Origin of the sequence: Modestobacter sp. VKM Ac-2982, from assembly GCF_026967935.1 — a bacterium.
In the GTDB taxonomy this organism is placed as follows: Bacteria; Actinomycetota; Actinomycetes; order Mycobacteriales; family Geodermatophilaceae; genus Modestobacter.
Map to the genome: position 1 here is coordinate 23,496 of NZ_JAPVBL010000004.1, position 20,681 is coordinate 44,176.

Annotated in this window: 24 protein-coding genes; 4 read left to right on the plus strand and 20 right to left on the minus strand. The window is 73.5% G+C overall.

The window, feature by feature from the left end; all coding sequences use genetic code 11:
* The 6 genes from O2W20_RS14565 to dusB form a co-directional block, all read right to left on the minus strand.
* Nucleotides 1-561 (minus strand): hypothetical protein, encoded by a 561-nt coding sequence (locus O2W20_RS14565; protein ID WP_269171459.1) that lies wholly within the window; start codon nucleotides 559-561, stop codon nucleotides 1-3.
* The gene (dnaG, locus tag O2W20_RS14570) at nucleotides 558-2,444 is read right to left on the minus strand and encodes a DNA primase (protein WP_269171458.1); all 1,887 of its coding nucleotides are present in this window, start codon (nucleotides 2,442-2,444) and stop codon (nucleotides 558-560) included. The genes O2W20_RS14565 and dnaG overlap by 4 nt, the downstream gene beginning before the upstream one ends.
* Nucleotides 2,444-2,923, minus strand: a complete 480-nt coding sequence (locus O2W20_RS14575) for a hypothetical protein (protein ID WP_269171457.1) — start codon at nucleotides 2,921-2,923, stop codon at nucleotides 2,444-2,446. The genes dnaG and O2W20_RS14575 overlap by 1 nt, the downstream gene beginning before the upstream one ends.
* A gap of 8 nt (nucleotides 2,924-2,931) precedes the next feature.
* Nucleotides 2,932-3,561 carry a YdcF family protein gene (locus O2W20_RS14580; RefSeq protein ID WP_269171455.1) on the minus strand — a complete coding sequence of 210 codons (630 nt, stop codon included), beginning with the start codon at nucleotides 3,559-3,561 and terminating at the stop codon, nucleotides 2,932-2,934.
* Nucleotides 3,562-3,631: 70 nt separating this feature from the next.
* On the minus strand, nucleotides 3,632-4,090 hold the full coding sequence (locus O2W20_RS14585) for an Rv0361 family membrane protein (protein ID WP_269171454.1): 459 nt from the start codon (nucleotides 4,088-4,090) through the stop codon (nucleotides 3,632-3,634).
* 22 nt (nucleotides 4,091-4,112) lie between these two features.
* Nucleotides 4,113-5,270 carry a tRNA dihydrouridine synthase DusB gene (gene dusB, locus O2W20_RS14590; protein WP_269171453.1) on the minus strand — a complete coding sequence of 386 codons (1,158 nt, stop codon included), beginning with the start codon at nucleotides 5,268-5,270 and terminating at the stop codon, nucleotides 4,113-4,115.
* A gap of 240 nt (nucleotides 5,271-5,510) precedes the next feature.
* Here dusB and O2W20_RS14595 point away from each other — a divergent pair, with 240 nt between their 5' ends.
* The gene (locus O2W20_RS14595; protein ID WP_269171452.1) at nucleotides 5,511-6,704 is read left to right on the plus strand and encodes a type IV toxin-antitoxin system AbiEi family antitoxin domain-containing protein; all 1,194 of its coding nucleotides are present in this window, start codon (nucleotides 5,511-5,513) and stop codon (nucleotides 6,702-6,704) included.
* Here O2W20_RS14595 and O2W20_RS14600 read toward each other — a convergent pair.
* From O2W20_RS14600 to O2W20_RS14610, 3 genes are all read right to left on the minus strand, one after another.
* Nucleotides 6,674-8,086 carry a glycine--tRNA ligase gene (locus O2W20_RS14600; protein WP_269171451.1) on the minus strand — a complete coding sequence of 471 codons (1,413 nt, stop codon included), beginning with the start codon at nucleotides 8,084-8,086 and terminating at the stop codon, nucleotides 6,674-6,676. The two genes, O2W20_RS14595 and O2W20_RS14600, sit on opposite strands and share 31 nt — an antisense overlap.
* A gap of 79 nt (nucleotides 8,087-8,165) precedes the next feature.
* Nucleotides 8,166-8,429 carry a hypothetical protein gene (locus O2W20_RS14605; RefSeq protein ID WP_269171450.1) on the minus strand — a complete coding sequence of 88 codons (264 nt, stop codon included), beginning with the start codon at nucleotides 8,427-8,429 and terminating at the stop codon, nucleotides 8,166-8,168.
* A 16-nt stretch (nucleotides 8,430-8,445) separates the two neighbouring features.
* Complete coding sequence (locus O2W20_RS14610) at nucleotides 8,446-8,892, minus strand: DUF1622 domain-containing protein (RefSeq protein ID WP_269171449.1); 447 nt, start codon at nucleotides 8,890-8,892, stop codon at nucleotides 8,446-8,448.
* Between the two features lie 136 nt (nucleotides 8,893-9,028).
* Here O2W20_RS14610 and O2W20_RS14615 point away from each other — a divergent pair, with 136 nt between their 5' ends.
* Entirely contained in the window at nucleotides 9,029-11,002 is a 1,974-nt protein-coding gene (locus O2W20_RS14615; protein ID WP_269171448.1) for a methyl-accepting chemotaxis protein, read from the plus strand.
* A 3-nt stretch (nucleotides 11,003-11,005) separates the two neighbouring features.
* Here O2W20_RS14615 and O2W20_RS14620 read toward each other — a convergent pair whose 3' ends face one another.
* Nucleotides 11,006-11,281, minus strand: coding sequence for an antibiotic biosynthesis monooxygenase family protein (locus tag O2W20_RS14620; protein ID WP_269171447.1), 276 nt, complete (start codon nucleotides 11,279-11,281; stop codon nucleotides 11,006-11,008).
* A 65-nt stretch (nucleotides 11,282-11,346) separates the two neighbouring features.
* Here O2W20_RS14620 and O2W20_RS14625 point away from each other — a divergent pair, with 65 nt between their 5' ends.
* On the plus strand, nucleotides 11,347-11,697 hold the full coding sequence (locus O2W20_RS14625) for an ArsR/SmtB family transcription factor (protein ID WP_269171446.1): 351 nt from the start codon (nucleotides 11,347-11,349) through the stop codon (nucleotides 11,695-11,697).
* 61 nt (nucleotides 11,698-11,758) lie between these two features.
* Here O2W20_RS14625 and O2W20_RS14630 read toward each other — a convergent pair whose 3' ends face one another.
* The 3 genes from O2W20_RS14630 to era form a co-directional block, all read right to left on the minus strand.
* Entirely contained in the window at nucleotides 11,759-12,523 is a 765-nt protein-coding gene (locus O2W20_RS14630) for an isoprenyl transferase (protein ID WP_269171445.1), read from the minus strand.
* Nucleotides 12,520-13,266: a DNA repair protein RecO gene (gene recO, locus O2W20_RS14635; protein WP_269171444.1), complete on the minus strand. Its 747-nt coding sequence runs from the start codon at nucleotides 13,264-13,266 to the stop codon at nucleotides 12,520-12,522. Before recO ends, O2W20_RS14630 begins: the two co-directional genes overlap by 4 nt.
* An 84-nt stretch (nucleotides 13,267-13,350) precedes the next feature.
* Nucleotides 13,351-14,268, minus strand: a complete 918-nt coding sequence (era, locus tag O2W20_RS14640) for a GTPase Era (RefSeq protein ID WP_269171443.1) — start codon at nucleotides 14,266-14,268, stop codon at nucleotides 13,351-13,353.
* 75 nt (nucleotides 14,269-14,343) lie between these two features.
* Here era and O2W20_RS14645 point away from each other — a divergent pair, with 75 nt between their 5' ends.
* A complete protein-coding gene (locus O2W20_RS14645; RefSeq protein WP_269171442.1) occupies nucleotides 14,344-14,943 on the plus strand; it encodes a hypothetical protein in 600 nt (199 codons plus the stop codon).
* On the opposite strand, the gene O2W20_RS14650 is transcribed toward O2W20_RS14645, so the two are convergent.
* The 7 genes from O2W20_RS14650 to O2W20_RS14680 all read right to left on the minus strand — a co-directional run bounded on the left by O2W20_RS14650 (nucleotide 14,944) and on the right by O2W20_RS14680 (nucleotide 20,530).
* Nucleotides 14,944-15,603: a response regulator transcription factor gene (locus O2W20_RS14650; RefSeq protein WP_269171441.1), complete on the minus strand. Its 660-nt coding sequence runs from the start codon at nucleotides 15,601-15,603 to the stop codon at nucleotides 14,944-14,946. It lies immediately after the preceding gene.
* Nucleotides 15,600-16,679 (minus strand): sensor histidine kinase, encoded by a 1,080-nt coding sequence (locus tag O2W20_RS14655; protein WP_269171440.1) that lies wholly within the window; start codon nucleotides 16,677-16,679, stop codon nucleotides 15,600-15,602. The genes O2W20_RS14650 and O2W20_RS14655 overlap by 4 nt, the downstream gene beginning before the upstream one ends.
* A gap of 73 nt (nucleotides 16,680-16,752) precedes the next feature.
* Entirely contained in the window at nucleotides 16,753-17,091 is a 339-nt protein-coding gene (locus tag O2W20_RS14660; protein WP_269171439.1) for a cytidine deaminase, read from the minus strand.
* 6 nt (nucleotides 17,092-17,097) lie between these two features.
* Nucleotides 17,098-18,438, minus strand: coding sequence for a hemolysin family protein (locus O2W20_RS14665; protein WP_269171438.1), 1,341 nt, complete (start codon nucleotides 18,436-18,438; stop codon nucleotides 17,098-17,100).
* The gene (ybeY, locus tag O2W20_RS14670; RefSeq protein ID WP_269157199.1) at nucleotides 18,435-18,932 is read right to left on the minus strand and encodes an rRNA maturation RNase YbeY; all 498 of its coding nucleotides are present in this window, start codon (nucleotides 18,930-18,932) and stop codon (nucleotides 18,435-18,437) included. Before ybeY ends, O2W20_RS14665 begins: the two co-directional genes overlap by 4 nt.
* A 2-nt stretch (nucleotides 18,933-18,934) precedes the next feature.
* Entirely contained in the window at nucleotides 18,935-20,065 is a 1,131-nt protein-coding gene (locus tag O2W20_RS14675) for a PhoH family protein (protein WP_269171437.1), read from the minus strand.
* 93 nt (nucleotides 20,066-20,158) lie between these two features.
* On the minus strand, nucleotides 20,159-20,530 hold the full coding sequence (locus tag O2W20_RS14680; protein WP_269171436.1) for an HIT domain-containing protein: 372 nt from the start codon (nucleotides 20,528-20,530) through the stop codon (nucleotides 20,159-20,161).
* Between the last annotated feature and the right edge of the window lie 151 nt (nucleotides 20,531-20,681).

Here is a 20,681-nt window from a genome sequence, read left to right on the forward strand (position 1 = left end):
TCAGCGGCTGGGGTCCTCGGCGTCCACCGCTGCGGCCAGGCGGTCGCGGGCGACCTGACGCGCCACCGGGTCGTCCCGGTCGGCGTTGTCGTCGAACACGACGGTCCACTCCCGCGCCGCCTGCCCGGGCACCCGGCGGGCCACCAGCAGCACCCCGCCCCCCGTGGGCAACGGGTGCCGCTTGCTGGTGACCACCGTCCGGTCGACCCGGGCCCGCAGCACGCCCGGCAGTCCCCCGGCCTCGCGCAGCACGTGCCGCTGGGGCGCCTCCCGCGCCTGGACCCCGGGCTCCACCTCGACCAGCGGTGTGATCACGAAGGTGCCGCCCTCGCCGGCCGCGCCCCACCGCGCGGTGCCGATCTGGTGCCAGGCCAGCGGGGGCGTGGCCTCGCCCGACCCGGCCGGGACGACGCGCAGGCCGCGAGAGGTGGCCACGGTCCACCCGCCGTCGACCCGCTCCCCCCACGCCAGCACCTGCTCGTCGGCGTCCCCGGCGAGGGCTGCGCGCACCGGCTCCGGCGGGCGGGCGAACTTCCTGCGCACCCGCGCGAGCAGGCTCACGGGGTCAGCCCGCCGGCGGCGCGCTTGCGCAGCGAGATCGCCAGCTGCTCGAGGTCCATCAGCTTCTTGAACGCGCGCATGTACTCGTCCTGAGCCTCGATCGGGTTGGTCCGCTGCAGCTTGCCCTTGAGCGCGGCGATCTCCCGGACGGTGGCCATCTCGTGCAGCCGGGCCATCAGCGCGTTGACGTAGGTCGGGTCGTTCTCCCCCACCGCGTGCAGCGGCTCGACGGCCAGCGCGGTCAGCATCGCCTTGGCGGTGTCCCGGTCGCAGTGCGCCGTCACCTCCTCCAGCCACGCCGCCCCGCTCGTCGTCGCCCCCGCCGCTCCCCCGGCCGCCGACACCGCCGCGGCGACCGCGGCGTAGTCCGGGTGGGTGTAGGAGCTCGGCTCCACCGCGTCGAACTGCGGCCCGGCGATCTCCGGGCACTGCAGCGCCGCCTTCACCGCCTCACGCTCGACCTCGACCGCCGCGTCGTCCGGCGTCCGCTGTGGCGTGCGCGGGCGCGACCTCGGGCGCTCGCCGCCGTTCTCCCCGGCCAGCTGACGCACCCGGGCCACGACCTCGGACTCGTCGGGCAGGCCGAGCAGGCCGGCCAGCCGCCGGGCGTAGGCCGGCCGCAGGGCGTGGTCCTTGATCTGGGCGAGCAGCGGCGCCGTCTTGTCCAGCGCGGCGAGCCGGCCCTCGACGGTGTCCAGGTCGTACTCGGCCAGGTGCGTCCGCAGCACGAACTCGATCAGCGGCGTGCGCCGGGCGATCAGGTCACGGACGGCGGCGTCCCCGTGGGCCTGGCGCAGCTCGCACGGGTCGCGGCCCTCCTGCTCGACCGCGACGAAGGTCTGGGCGACGAAGCGCTGGTCCTCCTTGAACGACTTCATCGCCGCCGCCTGGCCGGCCGCGTCGCCGTCGAAGGTGTAGACGACCTCCCCGCGGAACTCGTCCTGGTCCATCAGCAGCCGGCGCAGCACGTTGATGTGCTCCGGCCCGAAGGCGGTGCCGCAGGAGGCCACCGCCGTGGTCACGCCGGCGACGTGGCAGGCCATCACGTCGGTGTACCCCTCGACGACGACGGCCTGGTGGTTGCGGGCGATGTCGCGCTTGGCTCGCTCCACCCCGTAGAGCACCGAGCTCTTCTTGTAGAGCGGGGTCTCCGGGGTGTTCAGGTACTTGGGGCCCGGGTCGTCGTCCATCAGCTTGCGGGCGCCGAAGCCGATGACGTCGCCGGTCAGGTCGCGGATCGGCCAGAGCAGCCGGCGGTGGAACCGGTCGATCAGCGTGCCCCGGGAGGACTCCTTGGCCAGCCCGCCGGTGACCAGCTCGTCCTGGGTGTACCCCAGGCCGCGCAGGTGTCGGGTGAGGGTGTCCCAGCCGCCGGGGGCGTAGCCGCAGGCGAAGTCCAGGGCCACCTGCCGGTCGAAGCCGCGGTCGGCGAGGAACGAGCGGGCCGGGGCGGCCTCCGGCGTCATCAGCTGGGCGGCGTAGAAGTCGGCGGCCGCGGTGTTGGCCGCCACCAGCCGGGCGCGCTGCCCGGCCTGCGCGCGGCTCGGTCCGGCGGTGGCCCGGCCGCCATCGTCCTCGTACTGGAGCTGCACCCCGGCGCGGCCGGCGAGCAGCTCGACGGACTCGGCGAAGGACAGGTGGTCGATCTCCTGGACGAACCGGATGACGTCGCCACCGACCCCACAACCAAAACAGTGGTACAGCCCGCGCGAGGGCGTGACCTGGAAGGACGGCGACTTCTCGTCGTGGAACGGGCAGAGCCCCTTGAGGCTCCCGCCGCCGGCGCGCTTGAGCTGCAGGTGCTCGCCGATGATCTCGTCGATCTTGGTCCGCTCGCGGACCAGCGCGATGTCCGCGGCGCGGATGCGCCCCCGCCCGGCCATCAGCCCGCCGCCGCGGCGATGCGCCGCCGGCCCAGCACGAACTCGAACCACAGCAGGAAGACGGCCGAGTCCAGCGGGAGGCCGGGCTCGGTGGTCAGCGTGGGCCGCGGCGACCAGCCGCCGGTGGTGCCGCTCTGGGCGAGCTGGCGGCCACCGCTCTCGTAGCGATGGGTGCCCTTCCGCACCGACGTCCTCACCCCGTCGACGGCCAGGCCGTCGAGCTCCATCGTCCAGGTGCCCTTCCACGCCGAGACCTGGCGGGCGCGCAGCCGCACGCTCTCCGCCGGTTCCTGTGCCCATCGCCCGACCAGCTCACGGATGCCCTGCCGCTGGAAGGCCCAGTGCCGGTTCCCCACCTCGGCCGTGGCCTTCTCCTTCCAATTGGCGGCGCGCAACGTCGCCACCACGGCACCGTCGGAGAGCACCGGGACGACGCCCCGCTCGGTGCCGTGCGACCCGCTCTTGCCCAGCTCCAGCATGGTGCTCCTCAGCCGATCCCGGGTGCTCCGGCGACGCTCTCGCCGGTCGCGCGGTAGAGCAGGTAGGCGGCGGTCTCCCGCATGATGTAGCGGAACTGGGTGGTGCGGGTCTGCACGGCCGGCCCCTGCCGGGTCGGTGAGCTCCATGCGTCCAGCCCGGCGTCCTCGGCCATCCGCTCGGCGCGCATCGCGTGCCACGGGTCGCTGACCAGGACGGCGCTGTCCCAGTTCCGGGCGTCGAACTCGGCGGCCACCGCGCGCACGCTCTCCAGCGTGTCGACGCCCTCCGGCACGGCCAGCAGCGCATCCGTCGGCACGCCGGTCTGGGCCAGGTAGTCGCGGCCGGCCTCGGCCTCGGAGAACTCGTCGCCGGTCGCCTTGCCGCCCACCGTCACGATGACCGGGGCCACACCCTCCTCGTAGAGCTCCCGGGCGTGCTCCAGCCGGGCCTCGAAGATGGACGACGGGACGCCGTTGTACTGCGCCGAGCCCAGCACCACGATCGCGTCGGACGTCGGGCGTGCGTCCTGCCGGGCGATCCACCAGATGGCCGAGGCCGTGGACGCAGCCAACAACAGGGCCGCGGTCACCGCTGCCCCGAGCACCCGGACGACCAGTCGCCCCGCCACCGCTGCCACCCGTCATGGGTACCACGGCCGGCTGGCACCGGCGGAGCCCCTGGGGACGGCGTGCCGCCTGCGTCTGGGCTCACCCAGCAGCGCTCGTGCCGCAGACCTTCGTACCGCCCTCGGGCACGACCGTCAGCTGGCTGGTCGTCACCGCGCCGTCGTCGTCCCAGCGGACGTCGACCAGCTGCACCGGCTCCCCGTCGACCTCGCTGTCGCTCGCCCCGGTCACCGTCGGGGTGCCCGGCTGCAGGTACTGGTCGGCCAGGTCGGCGGGGGCCACCCGGGCGCGCACGTCGTCGCAGACGAGGCCGTAAGCGGTCTCCAGGTCACCCTGGCTCAGCGCGGCGGTGAACACCCCCGCCACCTCGCGCGCCTGGTCCTCACCGGACCCCTTGAAGAACGGCATCAACGCGACCATGACCACCGCGACCAGCACCGTCGCCCCGAAGATGCCGATCAGCAGCTTGTTGTGGTTCTGCGGGGTGCCGGTGTGCAGCGGCGCCGGGTCGTCGTCGTAGAGGAAGGGACCCTGGGTCACCGCTGGACTCCTGTCGTGGTGCTCATCCGCCGCTCACCAGCAGCTCGGCCCCGGCCGGCGGCCGGGGGTCGTCGCGGTCGGCCAGCCAGCCCTCGGGCAGGGCGACCGGCCGTGGCGGGGTGGTGCGCCCGCGGGGCGCCCCGAGCACGCCCTGGGGGTAGGGCTGGTCGGGGATCGAGTCGAGCAGGCCGGCGAGCTCGTCGAGCCCGGAGACCATGGCCAGTGCCCGACGGACGTCGGAGGCGACCGAGAAGCCCTTGAGGTACCAGGCGACGTGCTTCCGGAAGTCGCTGCAGCCGTGCACCTCGCCCTGGTCGGCCGCCAGCAGGGTGGCGTGCCGGTGCATGATCTCGGCGACCTGCCGGAAGGTGGGCATCGTGCGGTCCGGCGAGCCGGCGAAAGCCGCGGCCAGATCGCCGAACAGCCACGGTCGGCCCAGGCAGCCCCGGCCCACGACGACGCCGGCGCAGCCGGTCTCGGCGACCATCCGCAGCGCGTCGTCGGCCTCCCACAGGTCACCGTTGCCGAGCACCGGGATGGACACCTCCTCGACCAGCCGGGCGATGTGCGACCAGTCGGCGGTGCCGCTGTAGAGCTGGTCGGCGGTGCGCCCGTGCAGGGTGATCGCCGCGGCGCCCTCGTCCTGCGCGATCCGGCCGGCGTCGAGGTAGGTGACGTGCTCGGCGTCGATGCCGACCCGGGTCTTGACCGTCACCGGGACGTCGCCGGCGGCCTGCACCGCGGCCCGGACGATGTTGCCGAACAGCCGGCGGCGCCAGGGCAGGGCCGAGCCGCCGCCCTTGCGGGTCACCTTGGGCACCGGGCAGCCGAAGTTGAGGTCGATGTGCGCCGGGCGGGTGCCGGCGACCTGCTCGTCGACGAGCATCTGCACCGCCCGCCCGACGGTGGCCGGGTCGACCCCGTAGAGCTGCACGCTGAACGCGTCGGCCTCCCCCGGGGCGGCCTGCACCATCTTCAGCGTCTTGGCGTTCCGCTCGACCAGCGCCCGGGTGGTGATCATCTCGCACACGTAGAGCCCGGCCCCGAACTCCCGGCACAGCGTCCGGAAGGCGGGGTTGGTGATCCCGGCCATCGGGGCGAGCACCACGGCGGGGTCGACCGTCAGCCCACCGAGCTGCAACGACGGCAGCGCCGTCGCGCGCGAGAGGGTGCTGGTCACGACCCCAGGGTAGGTGGGCGCGGGGTGTGCCTGGGCTCACGGCCGCGAGGCGGGTCAACCCGGCTGACCTGACGTTGAGCCGTGCCGTGACCCGGCTCGACGTCAGGTCACGTGGGTCAACCCGGTCGGCGCCTACCGGGTCCCCGGCTGGAGCGCCCGCCGATGTCCACCGGTGAGCGCCCCGTCCACCGGTGGCTCCGGGGGCGCGCCCGTGGGCCGGCGGGTGGTCAGGCTGCTCGGATGACCGTCCCGGTGCCCGTCCCGATGGCCGTCGACGAGCCCGGGCGTCGTCGGTTGGGGGTCTTCACCACCGCTGAGCTCGCCGCTGCGGGGATCGGGGAGAGCGAGGTCCGGACGGCAGTACGGGCCGGGACGTGGGTGCGGCTGCGCACCGGCGTCTTCATCACCGCGGCCGATCTCGCCGAGGTCGAGCGGACCGGACGACGCCCTGGGCTCGACGCGGTGGCCGTCACCGCCGGCCTGGCCCGGTCGTCCGCCGTCCTGAGTGGTGCGACGGCCGCATGGGTCTGGGGGCTGCCCCGTCCGAGGTCCGCCCCGCCGACGGTCGAGCTGACCGATCCGCACCGGTGGCGCCGTGGGCGTGGGTGGCTGATGACCCGGGCCGCACTGCCGGCCGACGAGGTCACCGTGCGTGGCGCCTACCGGGTCACGACGGCGGCGCGCACCGTCGTCGACCTCGCCCGGCACTGGCCGGAGGTGGACGCCGTGGCCGCCGTCGATGCCGCCCTGCTACGCGGGCTGACCACGCGCGACGAGCTGGGCCGGGTGCTGGAGAGGCAGGCGTGCGTGCCCGGCATCCCGCGGAGCGTGCGGGTGGTCGCACTCGCAGACGGCCGGGCCGAGTCGTGGCTGGAGACCCAGGGCCGGATGACGGTTGCCGCGCTCGGCCTGCCGCCGTTCGTCCCGCAGGTGGAGCTCCGGGTCGACGGGAGGCTGGTGAAGGTCGTCGACGGCTGGTACGCCGAGCAGGCCGTGGCCCTCGAGTTCGACGGCCGGGTGAAGTACCGCCGTCCGGCGTTCGGCCGGACCCCCGAGGACGCGCTCTGGCAGGAGAAGCGGGCCGAGGACCAGCTCAGGTCCCGGGGTGTCCGGTTCGTCCGCGCCGCAGCGGTCGACCTGGGCGCCGGGCGTGCCGAGTTCGACCGGCTGGTCCGACGGATGCTGTCCACCCCCGGACCGGCGACCCGGAGCTGGACCGAGGTCCCCCGAGCCACCGGCCGGCCCCGAGACCGATGCGATGGGGACGACGGGTGGCTGGCCCGGGCCGACGACCTGGTCGGCGCAGGTCGAGCCGGTCGACCTGACGTTGAGCCGCGCCGTGACACAGCTCAACGTCAGGTCAGCCGGGTTGACCCGCCCGGCAGCAGCCCGGGGCGCCCTGCTCAGCAGCCGGGGAGGCGGGCTCCGAGGTAGCTGACGACCTGGGACAGGGCGACCCGCTCCTGGGTCATCGAGTCGCGCTCCCGGATGGTCACCGCGTCGTCCTCGAGGGTGTCGAAGTCGACCGTCAGGCAGAACGGTGTGCCGATCTCGTCCTGCCGGCGGTAGCGGCGGCCGATCGCCCCGGCGTCGTCGAAGTCGACGTTCCAGTTCCGGCGCAGCGTCGCCGCGAGGTCACGGGCCTTCGGCGAGAGGTCGGCGTTGCGCGACAGCGGCAGGACGGCGGCCTTCACCGGCGCCAGCCGCGGGTCGAGCTTGAGCACCGTGCGGGTGTCGACGCCGCCCTTGGCGTTCGGGGCCTCGTCCTCGGTGTAGGCCTCGACGAGGAAGGCCATCAGCGAGCGGGTGAGCCCGGCCGCCGGCTCGATGACGTAGGGCGTCCAGCGGGCACCGGAGGCCTGGTCGAAGTAGGACAGGTCGGTGCCGGAGTGCTCCGAGTGGGTCTTCAGGTCGAAGTCGGTGCGGTTGGCGATGCCCTCGAGCTCGCCCCACTCCGAGCCGGTGAAGCCGAACCGGTACTCGATGTCGACGGTGCGCGTCGAGTAGTGGCTCAGCTTCTCCTTCGGGTGCTCGTAGTGGCGCAGGTTGTCCGCCGAGATGCCGAGGTCGGTGTACCAGGCGGTGCGGGCGTCGATCCAGTACTGGTGCCACTCCTCGTCGGTGCCGGGCTCGACGAAGAACTCCATCTCCATCTGCTCGAACTCGCGGGTGCGGAAGATGAAGTTGCCTGGGGTGATCTCGTTGCGGAAGGACTTGCCGATCTGCCCGATGCCGAAGGGCGGCTTCTTGCGCGCAGCGCCCATGACGTTGGCGAAGTTCACGAAGATGCCCTGGGCGGTCTCCGGGCGCAGGTAGTGCAGCCCCGACTCGTCCTCGACCGGGCCGAGGTGGGTCTTCAGCATCATGTTGAAGTCGCGCGGCTCGGTCCAGGAGCCCTTCACGCCGCAGTTCGGGCACGAGATGTCGGCCAGCCCGTTCTCCGGCAGCCGGCCCTTCTTCTCCTCGAACTCCTCCTCGAGGTGGTCGGCGCGGAACCGCTTGTGGCAGTTCTGGCACTCGGTCAGCGGGTCGGTGAAGACGCCGACGTGACCGGAGGCGATCCAGGTCTGGCGGGGCAGGATCACCGAGGAGTCCAGGCCGACGACGTCGTCCCGGCTCTGGACGACGGTGCGCCACCACTGCTTCTTGATGTTCTCCTTCAGCTCCACGCCCAGCGGCCCGTAGTCCCAGGCCGAGCGGGTGCCGCCGTAGATCTCACCGGAGGGGAAGACGAACCCCCGGCGCTTGCAGAGGTTGACCACCTTGTCCAGGCGAGCGGGGTCGGCGGTACGGGCGGGGGCGGTGTCGCTGGGCACGGGGGCTCCATCCGGCTGGGGTGTCGGCGAGTGACCCCCAGACGTTAGCCGCCGGAGCGACGCCGCCCGGCCACGGGCGTCAGTTCCCGGCGGCGGTCGGCACCCGCCGGTCCGCCCCCAGCGCGTGCATCACCAGCTTTCGGACGGCGATCACCAGGGCGACGCCCAGCAGGCCGCGGAAGGTGAGCTCGCCGGCGAGCCGGATCAGGCCGGCGGCGATCAGGAAGTCGAGCAGGACGCCGAACGCCAGCAGGACGTCACGCAGCCGCACCAGCGTGATCAGGCCCGAGACCAGTCCCAGCACGGCCACCAGCAGTGCGGCGTCCTCCAGCAACGGGCTCATGCCGGCTCTCCACGGTTCACGTCCGGTCACCGCCGGCGCGCCCATCCTCGCGTTCGCGGCGCCTCTCGTCGTTCTTCTCGACCTCTTCGCGTTCCTCGGCGATCTCCTTGCCCAGGAAGTAGTTCAGCGCGGTCCGGATGGCCGCGATCGCGGCGAGCTTGCCGATCTCCTCGAACGACGGCGCGATGGCGGTGCGCAGGACGTCGCTGGCCAGCTGGAACTCCAGGCCGAGCAGCAGGTAGCGGGCCAGCCCCAGCCGGACCCGGACGAACTCGTCGCGGTGCCGGCCGCGTACGGCAGCGCGGACGAACTGGACGGTGGCGATCACCGCGCCGATGAAGATCACGATCGCCCCGACGGCCTCGACCAACCGGATGAAGAGGTTCACGTAGTCCTCGAGCAGCTCCTCGGAGAGGAAGCTGTGGGGGAACCCGGTCGTCTCTTCTGCTGCCAACACGTCCACGGGGCGGTCCCTGCCCCGGTGGCGGTCGGCCTACTCCCCGGCGGTGGTCACAGGAGGGTCGCGCGCTGCCGATCTCGGGGGCGCACACACGCGCGCGGCACACGCGGGCAGGAGCGCACCTCCGAGAGGCCACCCCATGACCGGCACCCGCCTGGCCACCGCCCTGCGCCTGCGCTCCCTCCGCGCGCTGCTGGTCCTGGTCGTGCTCGCCTGCTCCACGATCCCGCTTGCCGGCCTGGGCGTCTTCGCCTGGCAGCGGAGCGAGGGCGACTGGGTCCGCAACTCCGGCGAGCTGCTGCAGAGCGAGGCCCGGTCGACGATCGACAAGATCGACCGGAACCTGTTCGAGCGGTACGGCGACGTGCAGGCCTTCGCGTTCAACCCCGACGCCTCCGCCGACCCGGCCACCGTCGGGCAGGCCGCGGACTTCTACAGCACCAACTACGTCATCTACGACCTGCTGCTGGTGGTCGACCTGACCGGTCGGGTGGTGGCCGGCAACAGCGTCACCGGGGACGGCGAGGCGGTCGACCCGGCCGCCTACGCCACCGCCGACCTGTCCACCCGGCCGTGGTTCTCCCAGGCGCTGGCCCTGCCGGCCGGCCAGACGTACGTGCAGGACCCCGAGGTCGACCCGCTGGTCAGCGCAGCCACCGGCCGGGACGACGCCACCCTGGTGTACGCCGCACCGGTCTACGGGCCCGACGGCAGCGTGCAGCGGCTGTGGGTCAACTGGGCCTCGGTGCCGCGGGTGATCGGTCAGATCATGGACGAGCAGGTCGCCGGGCTGGCGGCCCGCGACCTGGACGTCACCGCCCAGCTGCTGCGCAGCGACGGCGTCGTCCTGGTCGGGCCCGGCGCCGAGGACGGGCTGGACCTGGCCGCGGCCGGCTCGCCGGCCGCCACCGCGCTGGTCGCCGGGGGCTCGGGCCACGGCACGGACGACCTCGCCGACGGCACCGGCCAGGACGTCGAGCAGGTGCGCGGCTGGTCGGCGTCGCAGGGAGCGCTCGGGTTCGCCGGCTACGGCTGGGGCGTGGTGCTCAGCGAGGACCTGGCGGACGCCGTCGCGCCGGCGTCCTCCCTGCTGCGTGCCGTGCTGCTGGTCGCCCTGCTCGTCGCCGCCGTCGTGGCCGTCCTCGCCCTGCTCGTGGCCCGTGCCCTCACCCGGCCGCTGGACCGCGCAGTGGGCGCGCTTGAGCTGGTCGCCGCCGGCGACCTGCGGCCTCGGCTGCCCGAGTCGGGCACCGACGAGGTGCGCACGCTGGCGGTCGCGCTCAACCGGTCGCTGGAGAACATGGGCAGCGCGCTCAGCGATCTGCGGAACCGCACCAACGACCTGTCCGGGGCATCCGACCAGCTGCGCGGCCTGTCCGACGCCGTCGCCCGCGACGCCGCGCGCGGCACCGAGGTGGCCGGCGCGGCCCGGGCCGCCACCGAGGCCGTCAGCGACAACGTGCGCACGGTGGCCGCCGGCGCCGAGCAGATGGGGGCCTCGATCCGGGAGATCGCGCACTCGACGTCGGAGGCCGCCCGGGTGGGCGCCTCGGCGATGGCGGCCGCCCGGGAGACGACGGCGATGGTGGCCCGGCTCGGTGAGTCGTCCCGGCAGATCGGTGACGTCGTCGGCACGATCACCTCGATCGCCGAGCAGACCAACCTGCTCGCGCTCAACGCCACCATCGAGGCGGCCCGGGCCGGCGAGGCCGGCAAGGGGTTCGCCGTGGTCGCCGGCGAGGTCAAGGACCTCGCCGCGGAGACCCAGCGGGCGACCGAGGACATCGTCCGGCGGGTGGAGGCCATCCAGACCGACACCGCCGGCGCCGCGGCGTCGATCGCCGGGATCGCCGCGGTGGTCGAGCAGGTCAACGACTTCCAGCAGACCATCGCCTCGGCGGTGGAGGAGCAGAGCGCGACGACGGCGGAGATGAGCCGCAACGTCGCCGAGGCGGCCAGCGGCACCGACGGCGTCCGGGCGAACGTCCGCTCGGTGACCGAGGCGGCCCGGTCCACCGCCGGCTCCACCGAGTCGACCCGGGAGACGGCGGCGGCGCTGGCCACGGTCACCGAGGAGCTGCGGGAGCTGGTCGCCCGCTTCCAGCTGCCCTGAGCGTCAGTCGGTGAGGTAGACGCCGGGCTCGTCCAGGGCGTGCACCCACACCGGCGCCCCGGCGACCTTCACCTCGGCCGCGGACAGGCCCCGGCGGTAGGAGCCGACGCCGTCCCAGCTGGTGCAGAGCGCGAACAGCTCCGGGTCGTCGGCGGACCGGCCGAGTTCGCCGCGGACGAACCCGAGGCGCTCGCGCAGCGCGGCCAGCAGCTCGTCGGCGGCGGTCAGGAACGCCGGGACGGTGGCTTCGGGGACCCGCAGACGGGTGACGGCGAACACCGGGGCCAGCTTCCTCCTCCGACCGGAGGTTGACAACGGTTCTCAGCGACTCGGACGATGACGCCATGACCGCGTCCGCGACCCCGTCCACCCGGCCGGCGGCGCGGACCGTGCCCGCCGACGTCCAGGCCGCCAGTGAGCTGCTGGCCGCCCTCGCCTCCCCGTTGCGGATGTCGATCGTGACCCTGCTCGACGAGCACGGCTCCCGCTGCGTGCACCAGCTGGTCGACGCGCTCGGGGTGCCGCAGCCGCTGGTCTCCCAGCACCTGCGGGTGCTGCGCGGCGCCGGGTTGGTGACCGGTGTCCGCCGGCACCGCGAGGTCGACTACCGCCTGGTCGACGGGCACGTGGCGCACATCGTCCGGGACGCTCTCGCCCACGCCGGTCACGCCACCGAGCCCACCGACACCGCCTGACGGCCCCCTCGCAGGGGCCCGCTGCGAGCCTGCGAGCGGTGGGGGGCGAGGGGGTCCTTATTCAGGCGCTGCCGAAACGGCGCTGCCGGCTCGCGTACTCCTCGACCGCCTGCCACAGGTGCCGGCGGTCGAAGTCGGGCCAGAGCGTGTCCAGGAAGACCAGCTCGGCGTAGGCGGCCTGCCACAGCAGGAAGTTGCTGGTGCGGTTCTCCCCCGAGCTGCGCACGAACAGGTCGACGTCGGGCATGTCCGGCTCGTCCAGGAACCGGGCGACCGTCTCCTCGGTGACCTTCTCCGGCTTGATCCGGCCGGCGGCCACCTCGCGGGCGATCGCGGCCGCGGCATCGGCGATCTCGGCCCGGCCGCCGTAGTTGACGCACATGGTGAGGGTCAGGACGTCGTTGTCCTGGGTGAGCTCCTCGGCGACCTCGAGCTCCTTGATGACGCTGCGCCAGAGCTTGGGACGCCGCCCGGCCCAGCGCACCCGCACCCCGAGCTCGTGCATCTCGTCGCGGCGGCGGCGGATCACGTCGCGGTTGAAGCCCATCAGGAAGCGGACCTCGTCGGGGCTGCGCCGCCAGTTCTCGGTGGAGAACGCGTAGGCGCTGATCGCCCCGATGCCCAGCTCGATGGCGCCCTCGACGCAGTCGAAGAGCGAGGACTCCCCCGCCTCGTGCCCGGCGGTGCGCGGCAGCCCGCGCTGCTTCGCCCAGCGGCCGTTGCCGTCCATCACGATCGCCACGTGCTGCGGCACCTTGTCGGCCGGGATGTCCGGCGGGGTGGCGCCCGACGGGTGCGGGTTCGGCGCCTTCACCTCGCGCCTCATGTGCGGTCCACCAGCGGCAGCGAGCGCAGGCCGCGCTCCAGGTGCCACTGCAGCAGGGCCGCGACCAGGCCGCTGCCCTCCCGCCGGTTGGTGCCCAGGCTGGCCTCGGCCCGCCCCCAGTCACCGGACAACAGCGCCTCCAGCAGTTCGATGGTGACCGGGCTGGGCATCGCCGAGCCGGTGGGCCGGCAGGACGGGCAGACGGTGCCCCCGGCCGGGACGGAGAAGTGCCGGTGCGGGCCGGCCTCGCCGCAGCGGGCGCAGTCGCCCAGCGCCGGCTCCCAGCCGGCGACCGACATGGCCCGGAGCAGGAACGCGTCCAGCACGAGCGGGGCCGGCTTGACCCCCTCGGCCAGCGTGCGCAGCGCCCCGATGACGAGCAGGAACATCCGCAGCGACGGCTCCTTCTCCTCCGCCGTCAGCCGGTCGGCGGTCTCCAGCACGGCGGTGCCGGCGGTGTAGGCGCGGTAGTCGCCGACGATCTCGGTGCCGTAGGGGCGGATCGACTCCGCCTGGCTCACGATGTCGAGGTTGCGGCCGGTGTAGAGCTGCAGGTCGACGTGGCTGAACGGCTCCAGCCGGGCACCGAACTTGCTCTTGGTGCGCCGCACGCCCTTGGCGACCGCACGAACCTTGCCGGTGCGGCGGGTCAGCACGGTGACGATCCGGTCGGCCTCACCCAGCTTCTGGGTGCGCAGCACGACGCCCTCGTCCCGGTACAGGGACTGCGGTGTGGTGCTCACGGCCTAGTAGCCCTGTTCCCCGGCAGCAGATCGCTCCGCTCCTCGGTCGCTGGCGCTCCCTGCGATGCTCACTCGCCTGCTGCCTCAGTAGCCAAGCCGGTGCAGCTTCTTCGGGTCGTCCTGCCACTCCCCCAGCACGGTGACGTGCAGGGCCAGGTGCACCCGGCCGCCGAGCAGCGTCTCCAGCCCGACCCGGGCCTCGCTGCCGATCGCCTTGATCGTCGCGCCGCCCTTGCCCAGCAGCATCGGCTTCTGGCTGGCCCGCTCGACGTGCAGCAGGGCGTGCACCTCGGTGAAGACGGCGTCGGGGTCGCGCGGGTCGGGCTTGCGGTTGATCTCCTCGATGGTGACGGCGAGGGAGTGCGGCACCTCCTGGCGGACCTTCTCCAGCGCCGCTTCGCGCACCAGCTCGGCGATCTGCCGCTCGACGTCCTCGTCGGTGGTCTGCTCGTCGGGGTACATCGGCGGCCCCTCGGGCAGCATCCCGATCAGCAGGTCCTCCAGCAGGCCGACCTGGTCACCGGCGACGGCACTGACCGGCACGATCTCGCGGGCCTCGACCAGCTGGCTGGCGGCGACCAGCTGCTCGGTGATGGCCTTCTTGCCGGCCGCGTCGGTCTTGGTGACGACCACGACGATCGGGGTGGTCACCGCCTTGAGCTGCCGGGCGATGAACGCGTCGCCGGCGCCCACCGGCTGGTCGGCGGGGATGCAGAAGACGATGACGTCGACCTCGGACAGCGTGTCGCGGACGACGTCGTTGAGCCGCTGGCCGAGCAGGCTCTTGGGCTTGTGCAGCCCGGGCGTGTCGACGAGCACCAGCTGACCCGCCGGGCGGTGCACGACCCCGCGGATGGCGTGCCGGGTGGTCTGCGGCCGGTTGCTGACGATGCCGACCTTCTCGCCGACCAGGGCGTTCGTCAGCGTGGTCTTGCCCGCGTTGGGCCGGCCGACCAGGCAGGCGAAGCCGCTGCGGTACGGCGGCTGATCGGAGGAGGTCACGCCGCCCAGTCTCCCACTGCGCACCGACAGCACTGCCGCGGCCGGCGCGGGAGCTGCCCTGGGATCATGGCGGGCATGCCACCCCGGTCCCGACGCGACAACGGCGAGCCCCTGGTCGTGCAGGCCGCCCGGGACCGGGAGCGGCACATCGACCAGGTCACCAGCTACGGCTACTTCGCCCGCCGTGGCCCGAAGCGGTACGTCACGGTGACCCCGCGGCCGCTGCGGTACTGGCAGTACGACCCGGCCTCGCCGCGGGTGACGGCGCTGACCGTGCTCGCCGTCGCCGCCTGGCTCGGGTTCCTGGGCTGGCGGGACGGTGGCGTCGCGGTCGCCGACGAGGCACCGATCGCCCTCGGGCTCGGGCTGCTGGTGCTGGTGGTGTCGACCGGCCGGTTCACCGTCTCCGACTTCGCGGTCTCCACCGACATCGCCGGGCTGCGGCAGACGTCGTCCTTCGGCGTCGTCCCGCTCGTGCTGATCGGCGAGGTCGTGCCGGGAGCGCCGCCGGCCGGCTGGCCGAAGGCGAAGGGGCGCGGCGGTTGGTGGCCGGGCCGGCAGCGGATCAGCGTCCGGCACCTGGACCTCGACGGCGAGACCCCCAAGGCGTTCACCGCGTGGGTGCGCGACCCCGCTGCGGTCGCCGACGCCCTGGGCCGCCCGTTCCGCGACTGATCAGTCGTCGCCGAGGCCGGGGGCGAGCAGCCGCGCCCGGGTCGCCCGCCGCACCGCGTCCAGCCGGGACGTCGACCCGAGCTTGGCGTTGATGTTGCTCAGGTGCCGCTTCACCGTGCCCTCGCTGATCCGCAGCTCGGCCGCGATCGCGGCGTTGGAGCGGGCCTTGCCGACGAGGGCGAGCACCTCGACCTCGCGTTCGGACAGCATCGGCCCACCTCCCGAGGAGAGACCGGCCAGCCCACCCCGGGACACCGACAGGGTGATCAGGTCCTGCTCACGGTCGGTGGCAGCCCGGATCGCCGCGACCAGCTCGTGGTGCCCGATCGTCTTGATCAGGTAGGCGGAGGCGCCGCGGAGCAGCAGCTGGCGGGCCAGCGGGGTGTTCTCGTGCATGGTCAGGACGACGATCCGGGTCGACGGCGAGGCACTGCGGATCTCGACCAGCGAGGTCAGCACCGACTGACCGGGCATCTCCACGTCCAGCAGCACCACGTCGGGCTGGTGGAGGCGGGCCAGCCGGACCGCCTCCTCCCCGTTCGCGCCCTCGGCGACCACCTCGATGCCCTGGTGGACGGCGAGCAGCGCGCCCAGGCTCTCGCGGAACAGGCGGTGGTCGTCGACCAGGACCACCCGGATGCCGCGCTCGGGGCCGGTCACGTCGACGTCCCGGGCGCCGGCACGGTGAGCACCAGTCGGACACCACCCGGTCCGGTGTCGAGGGCCACGCTGCCGCCGAGGCCCTCGGCGCGCTCGCGCACCGAGGAGAGCCCCACGCTGCGGGTGGCGTCGACCGCAGCGGGGTCGAAGCCGGAGCCGTCGTCGGCCACGGTGGCCGTCAGCTGACCGTCGGCGACCCGGACGGCGACGTCGAGCCGGGTCGCCCGTCGGCCGTGCAGGAAAGAGTTGCGGATCGCCTCGCGCACGATGAGGTAGCTCTCCTCCTTGACGTGGCCGGGCAGCGGCGCCACGTCCTCGCCGTCCTCGGCGAGCGTGACCTCCAGCCCGACCGGGGCGGTGAAGTCCAGGTACTCCTGCAGCGCCTGGCCGAGCGTGCGGTCCCCGACCATGTCGCGCAGCCGGGTGGCCATGCCACGCACGTCGTTGAGCGTGTCCAGCAGCAGCTGCCGGGTGGTGCGCAGCCGCTCCACGTCCAGCGGCTGCCCGCTGGCGTGCAGGTGCAGGGCCAGGTCGATCCCCTGCATGGCCGCGCCGATCCCGTGGCTGGTGTGGTCGTGCAGGTCGCGGGCGACCCGGCGGCGTTCGTCCCGGTTGGCGTCGCTGATCCGGGCGAGCAGCACGTCGACGTAGGAGATCGACGCGGGGATCACGAGCTCGTCGATCACCTGGTGCAGCATCAGCGCGACCTGCTCGGTGGCGGACGGGGCACCGGGCGCCGCGTCGTCCCGGTGGTGCACGACGAGCGCGGGCAGCGCGCGCTGGAACAGCAGGCTGGCCACGCGCAGCGACTCCGCCGGGTGCAGGCCGGTCCGGGCCCGAGCGGCGCCGACGTCCACCTGTGCGGTCGGGGCCGCAGCCGGCGGCACCCCGCGGACCCGGGCGTGGGTCACCCGCAGCACGGCGAGGAGGCGGCCGTGCAGCTGCTCGGCCCGGGCGGGGTCCGCCGACAGCCGAGGTGCGACCACGGCGGCATCGGCCAGGACCGTGTCGGCGATCGCGGCGTCGAGCCGAGCATCGGCATCAGTGACCCGGCCGGCGTCCTCCGGCGCCGTCATCCCAGCACCGGCACGACGAGGAACGGGTTCGTTCGATACCGGGACCATGCAGGCACCGTAGGGCCCGCGGCGGTCAACGGGTTGGGCGGAGCACCCCGTCGGGGCCGGCGAGCAGGACCGGCGCGGCCGCGGTCAGGTCGTGGACGGCGGCCAGCCCGGCCTCCTCGACGGTCTCCGCCGCACTGACGACCGCGGCTGCCTCGAGCCCGTCGACCCCACTGGAGACGGCGGCGGCGACGGCGGCCTGCAGCGCGGACAGCTGCAGCGAGGGCAGGGCCACCGTGGCGGCGAGGTACGTGCGGCCGTCGGTGTCCCTGACCGCAGCGCCTTCCGCGGCGCCGGTCCGGCTCCGGGCGGAGCGGGCCAGCGTGATCAGCTTGGCGTCCTCGGGGTCCAGCTCAGCGGAGGTCACGGCCGCTCAGCTTTCCACGGCCGCCGGTTGGGGCTCGCGGGCGGGCTCGTCGGCCTCGTCCTCGGCGCCCGGCTCGGCCACCCGGCAGACCAGGATCGTGTCGATCTGGTTGCGCCGCCCGCCGGTGCTCTCGGCGACCAGCCGCAACCCGCCGACCTCGGCCTCCGACCCCTCGATCGGCACCACGCCGATCTCCCGGGCCAGCAGACCACCGACGGTCTCCACCCCGTCGTCGTCGGGGAGCTCGACGCGGAACAGGTCGGCGAGGTCCTCGACCGGCAGCCGGGCGGTGATCCGCACCGAGCCGTCCTCCAGCTCCTCGATCGGCGGGCGCTGGACGGTGTCGTGCTCGTCGTCGATCTCGCCGACGATCTCCTCGAGGATGTCCTCGATGGTGACCAGCCCGGCGAAGCCGCCGTACTCGTCGACGACGACGGCCATGTGGGTGCGGGATGCCTGCATCTCCCGGAGCAGCTCGTCCACCGGCTTGGACTCCGGCACGAAGCTGGCTGGGCGCAGCACGTCCTCGACCTTCGGCTCGCTGGCCCGGGGGTCCGTGGCGCCCTGCGTGCGCCGCACCAGGTCCTTGAGGAAGACGACGCCGATGATGTCGTCGACGTTCTCCCCGATGACCGGCAGCCGGCTGAAGCCACTGCGCAGGCAGAGCGCCAGGGCCTGCCGCAGCGTCTTGCCGCGCTCGATCCACACCACGTCGGGCCGGGGCACCATCACCTCGCGGGCGATGGTGTCGCCGAGCTCGAAGACGCCGTGGATCATGTTCCGCTCGCCGGCCTCGACGACGCCGCGCTCCTCGGCCATGTCGACCAGCTCGCGCAGCTCGACCTCGCTGCTGAACGGGCCGTCGCGGTAGCCCCGGCCGGGGGTGATCGCGTTGCCGATGAGGATCAGCAGCGTGGCGATCGGGCCGAGCAGCCGGCCCAGCAGCCGGATCAGCGAGGCCGCGGCCAGCGCGATCGGATAGGCGTGCTGGCGGCCGAGAGTCCGCGGGCCGACGCCGATCAGCACGTAGCTGACCACGGTCATCACCGCGATGGCGACGAGGACACCCACGGCGATGCTGGCGAACAGCCCGTCGAGGATGACCGCGACGATGACGGTCGCCGCCGTCTCGCAGACGATCCGCAGCAGCAACAGCAACGCCACGTGCCGCGCCCGGTCCTCCATGACCTGGGTCAGCGGACCGGCCCGCTTGGCACCGTCCCGCCGCAGCTCCTCCACCGCGGCCTTGGACAGCCGCTGCAGGGCGGCGTCCAGTGCGGCGAAGACGCCCGCGACGAGGACCAGGACGACGGCGATCCCCAGCAGGACGATCGCGGTCGAGCTCATCGGGTCTCCGGCTCCATCGGCTCGCCGGTCACCGGCTCTCGTGGGGTGGCGCGCCAACCCTCGAGGAGCTTGGACTGCAGGCCGAACATCTCCTTCTCCTCGTCGGGCTCCATGTGGTCGTAGCCCAGCAGGTGCAGGACGCCGTGCGTGGCCAGCAGGAGCAGCTCGTCGGCCGTGGAGTGGCCGGCGGCGCGGGCCTGCCGGACGGCGACGGCCGGGCAGAGCACCACGTCACCGAGGAGCGCCGGACCGGGGTCCGGGTCGTCGGGACGGGCGGTGTCCAGCTCGTCCATCGGGAAGGCCAGCACGTCGGTCGGGCCCTTCTCGCCCATCCACCGCTCGTGCAGGCTGGCCATGTAGTCGACGTCGACGCAGAGCACCGACAGCTCGGCCAGCGGGCTGACCTCCATGGCGTCCAGCACGTACCGGCAGACGCCGGCGAGCGCGCCTTCGTCGACGGAAATCTCGGACTCGTTCGCGACCTCGACGGGCACGCTCAGCTCCCCTGCTGCCGGGGCTGGGCGCGGCCGGGCCGGGCCGGGCGCGTGCCGGTCGCCTGCGCCGGGGTCTGCCGGGTGGCGTCCCAGCGCTCGTAGGCGTCCACGATGTCGCCGACCAGCCGGTGCCGGACGACGTCGGAGCTGGTCAGCGTGGAGAAGTGGACGTCGTCGATGCCGTCGAGGATCTCGCGCACGATCCGCAGGCCGCTCTGCGCACCCCCGGGCAGGTCGACCTGGGTGACGTCGCCGGTGACGACCATCTTCGAGCCGAACCCCAGCCGGGTGAGGAACATCTTCATCTGCTCGGCCGTGGTGTTCTGCGCCTCGTCGAGGATGACGAACGCGTCGTTGAGCGTGCGGCCGCGCATGTAGGCCAGGGGGGCGACCTCGATGGTGCCGGCCTGCATCAGCCGCGGGATCGACTCCGGGTCGACCATGTCGTGCAGCGCGTCGTACAGCGGCCGCAGGTAGGGGTCGATCTTCTCCGACAGCGAACCCGGCAGGTAGCCCAGCCGCTCACCGGCCTCGACCGCGGGGCGGGTCAGGATGATCCGGTTGACCTGCTTGGTGGTCAGCGCCTGCACGGCCTTGGCCATCGCCAGGTACGTCTTGCCGGTGCCGGCCGGGCCGATGCCGAAGATGACGCTGTGGTGGTCGATGGCGTCGACGTACCGCTTCTGGTTCAGCGTCTTCGGCCGGATGGTGCGGCCCCGACGGCTGATGATGTCCAGGCTCAGCACGTCCGCGGGGCGCTCGGAGCCGCCGGCCCGGAGCATGCCGACGACGCGGCGGACCGAGTCCGGACGCAGCGCCTGGCCGGTCGCCAGCAGGGCGATCAGCTCGTCGAAGACCCGGACGGCGAAGGCGTTGTCGGCCGGCTGCCCGGTGATCGCGATCTCGTTGCCGCGCACGTGCACGTCGGCGGCGAGCTCGGTCTCGACCAGGCGGAGGAGCTCGTCCCCGGACCCCAGGAGGGCCACCATGGAGACGCTGTCGGGGACGGTGATGGAGGTGCGGACCTCGGCCGGTACGGCCGGTTCCGGGACGCCGGCTGCCGCGGCGCGCGCGGAGAGCTCACGGGAGGACGCGATGGTCTCCGGTACGGCGTCTGGTGAGGTGTCGGGCAAGAACGCTCGACCCTGCCTTCCTGCGACGGGGGTTGTGACCCGGCCCAGCGTACCCGCGCAGGCAGCGTCGACACCCCGCTCGGGCCGCCGGGCTCAGCCGGGGGGCCAGCCCAGACCGCGGCCGCCGAGCACGTGCAGGTGCACGTGGTGGACGCTCTGCCCCGCCTGCGGGCCGGTGTTGGCCACCACCCGGTAGCCGGGCTCGGGCGCTTCCGCCGTCACCAGGCCCTCCTGGACCGCCACGGCGTGGGCGGCGGCGACCAGCTCGGCGGTGAGCCCGGGGTCCGCTCCGGCCAGCGCACCGAGGGTGGCGTGGTGCTCCTTCGGGACGACCAGCACGTGGGTGGGCGCCTGGGGGTCGATGTCCCGGAAGGCCAGCGTGCGGTCGGTCTCCCGGACGACGTCCGGCCGGATCTCCCCGGCCACCATCCGGCAGAACAGGCAGTCGTTCGTCGGCTCGCTCACCCGCCCGACCCTAGGCCCCGCGCAGGATGCGGAACGAGGGAGTACGTCCTGTTGCGCACGACCGGATGGCTCGGCTGGAGTCCGCGGTCCGCCTGCCGACCACGTCACCGGGACGTCGAGGACACGGCCCACCTCGACCGTGGAGAGAGCC

Excerpts from the sequence above, each read along its gene's own strand:
- O2W20_RS14605 (WP_269171450.1), bottom strand. The coding sequence starts at position 8,429 with ATGAGCCCGTTGCTGGAGGACGCCGCACTGCTGGTGGCCGTGCTGGGA.
- O2W20_RS14595 (WP_269171452.1), top strand. The coding sequence starts at position 5,511 with ATGACCGTCCCGGTGCCCGTCCCGATGGCCGTCGACGAGCCCGGGCGT.
- O2W20_RS14645 (WP_269171442.1), top strand. The coding sequence starts at position 14,344 with ATGCCACCCCGGTCCCGACGCGACAACGGCGAGCCCCTGGTCGTGCAG.
- O2W20_RS14655 (WP_269171440.1), bottom strand. The coding sequence starts at position 16,679 with ATGACGGCGCCGGAGGACGCCGGCCGGGTCACTGATGCCGATGCTCGG.
- O2W20_RS14665 (WP_269171438.1), bottom strand. The coding sequence starts at position 18,438 with ATGAGCTCGACCGCGATCGTCCTGCTGGGGATCGCCGTCGTCCTGGTC.
- O2W20_RS14615 (WP_269171448.1), top strand. The coding sequence starts at position 9,029 with ATGACCGGCACCCGCCTGGCCACCGCCCTGCGCCTGCGCTCCCTCCGC.
- O2W20_RS14575 (WP_269171457.1), bottom strand. The coding sequence starts at position 2,923 with ATGCTGGAGCTGGGCAAGAGCGGGTCGCACGGCACCGAGCGGGGCGTC.
- dnaG (WP_269171458.1), bottom strand. The coding sequence starts at position 2,444 with ATGGCCGGGCGGGGGCGCATCCGCGCCGCGGACATCGCGCTGGTCCGC.
- O2W20_RS14625 (WP_269171446.1), top strand. The coding sequence starts at position 11,347 with ATGACCGCGTCCGCGACCCCGTCCACCCGGCCGGCGGCGCGGACCGTG.
- O2W20_RS14630 (WP_269171445.1), bottom strand. The coding sequence starts at position 12,523 with ATGAGGCGCGAGGTGAAGGCGCCGAACCCGCACCCGTCGGGCGCCACC.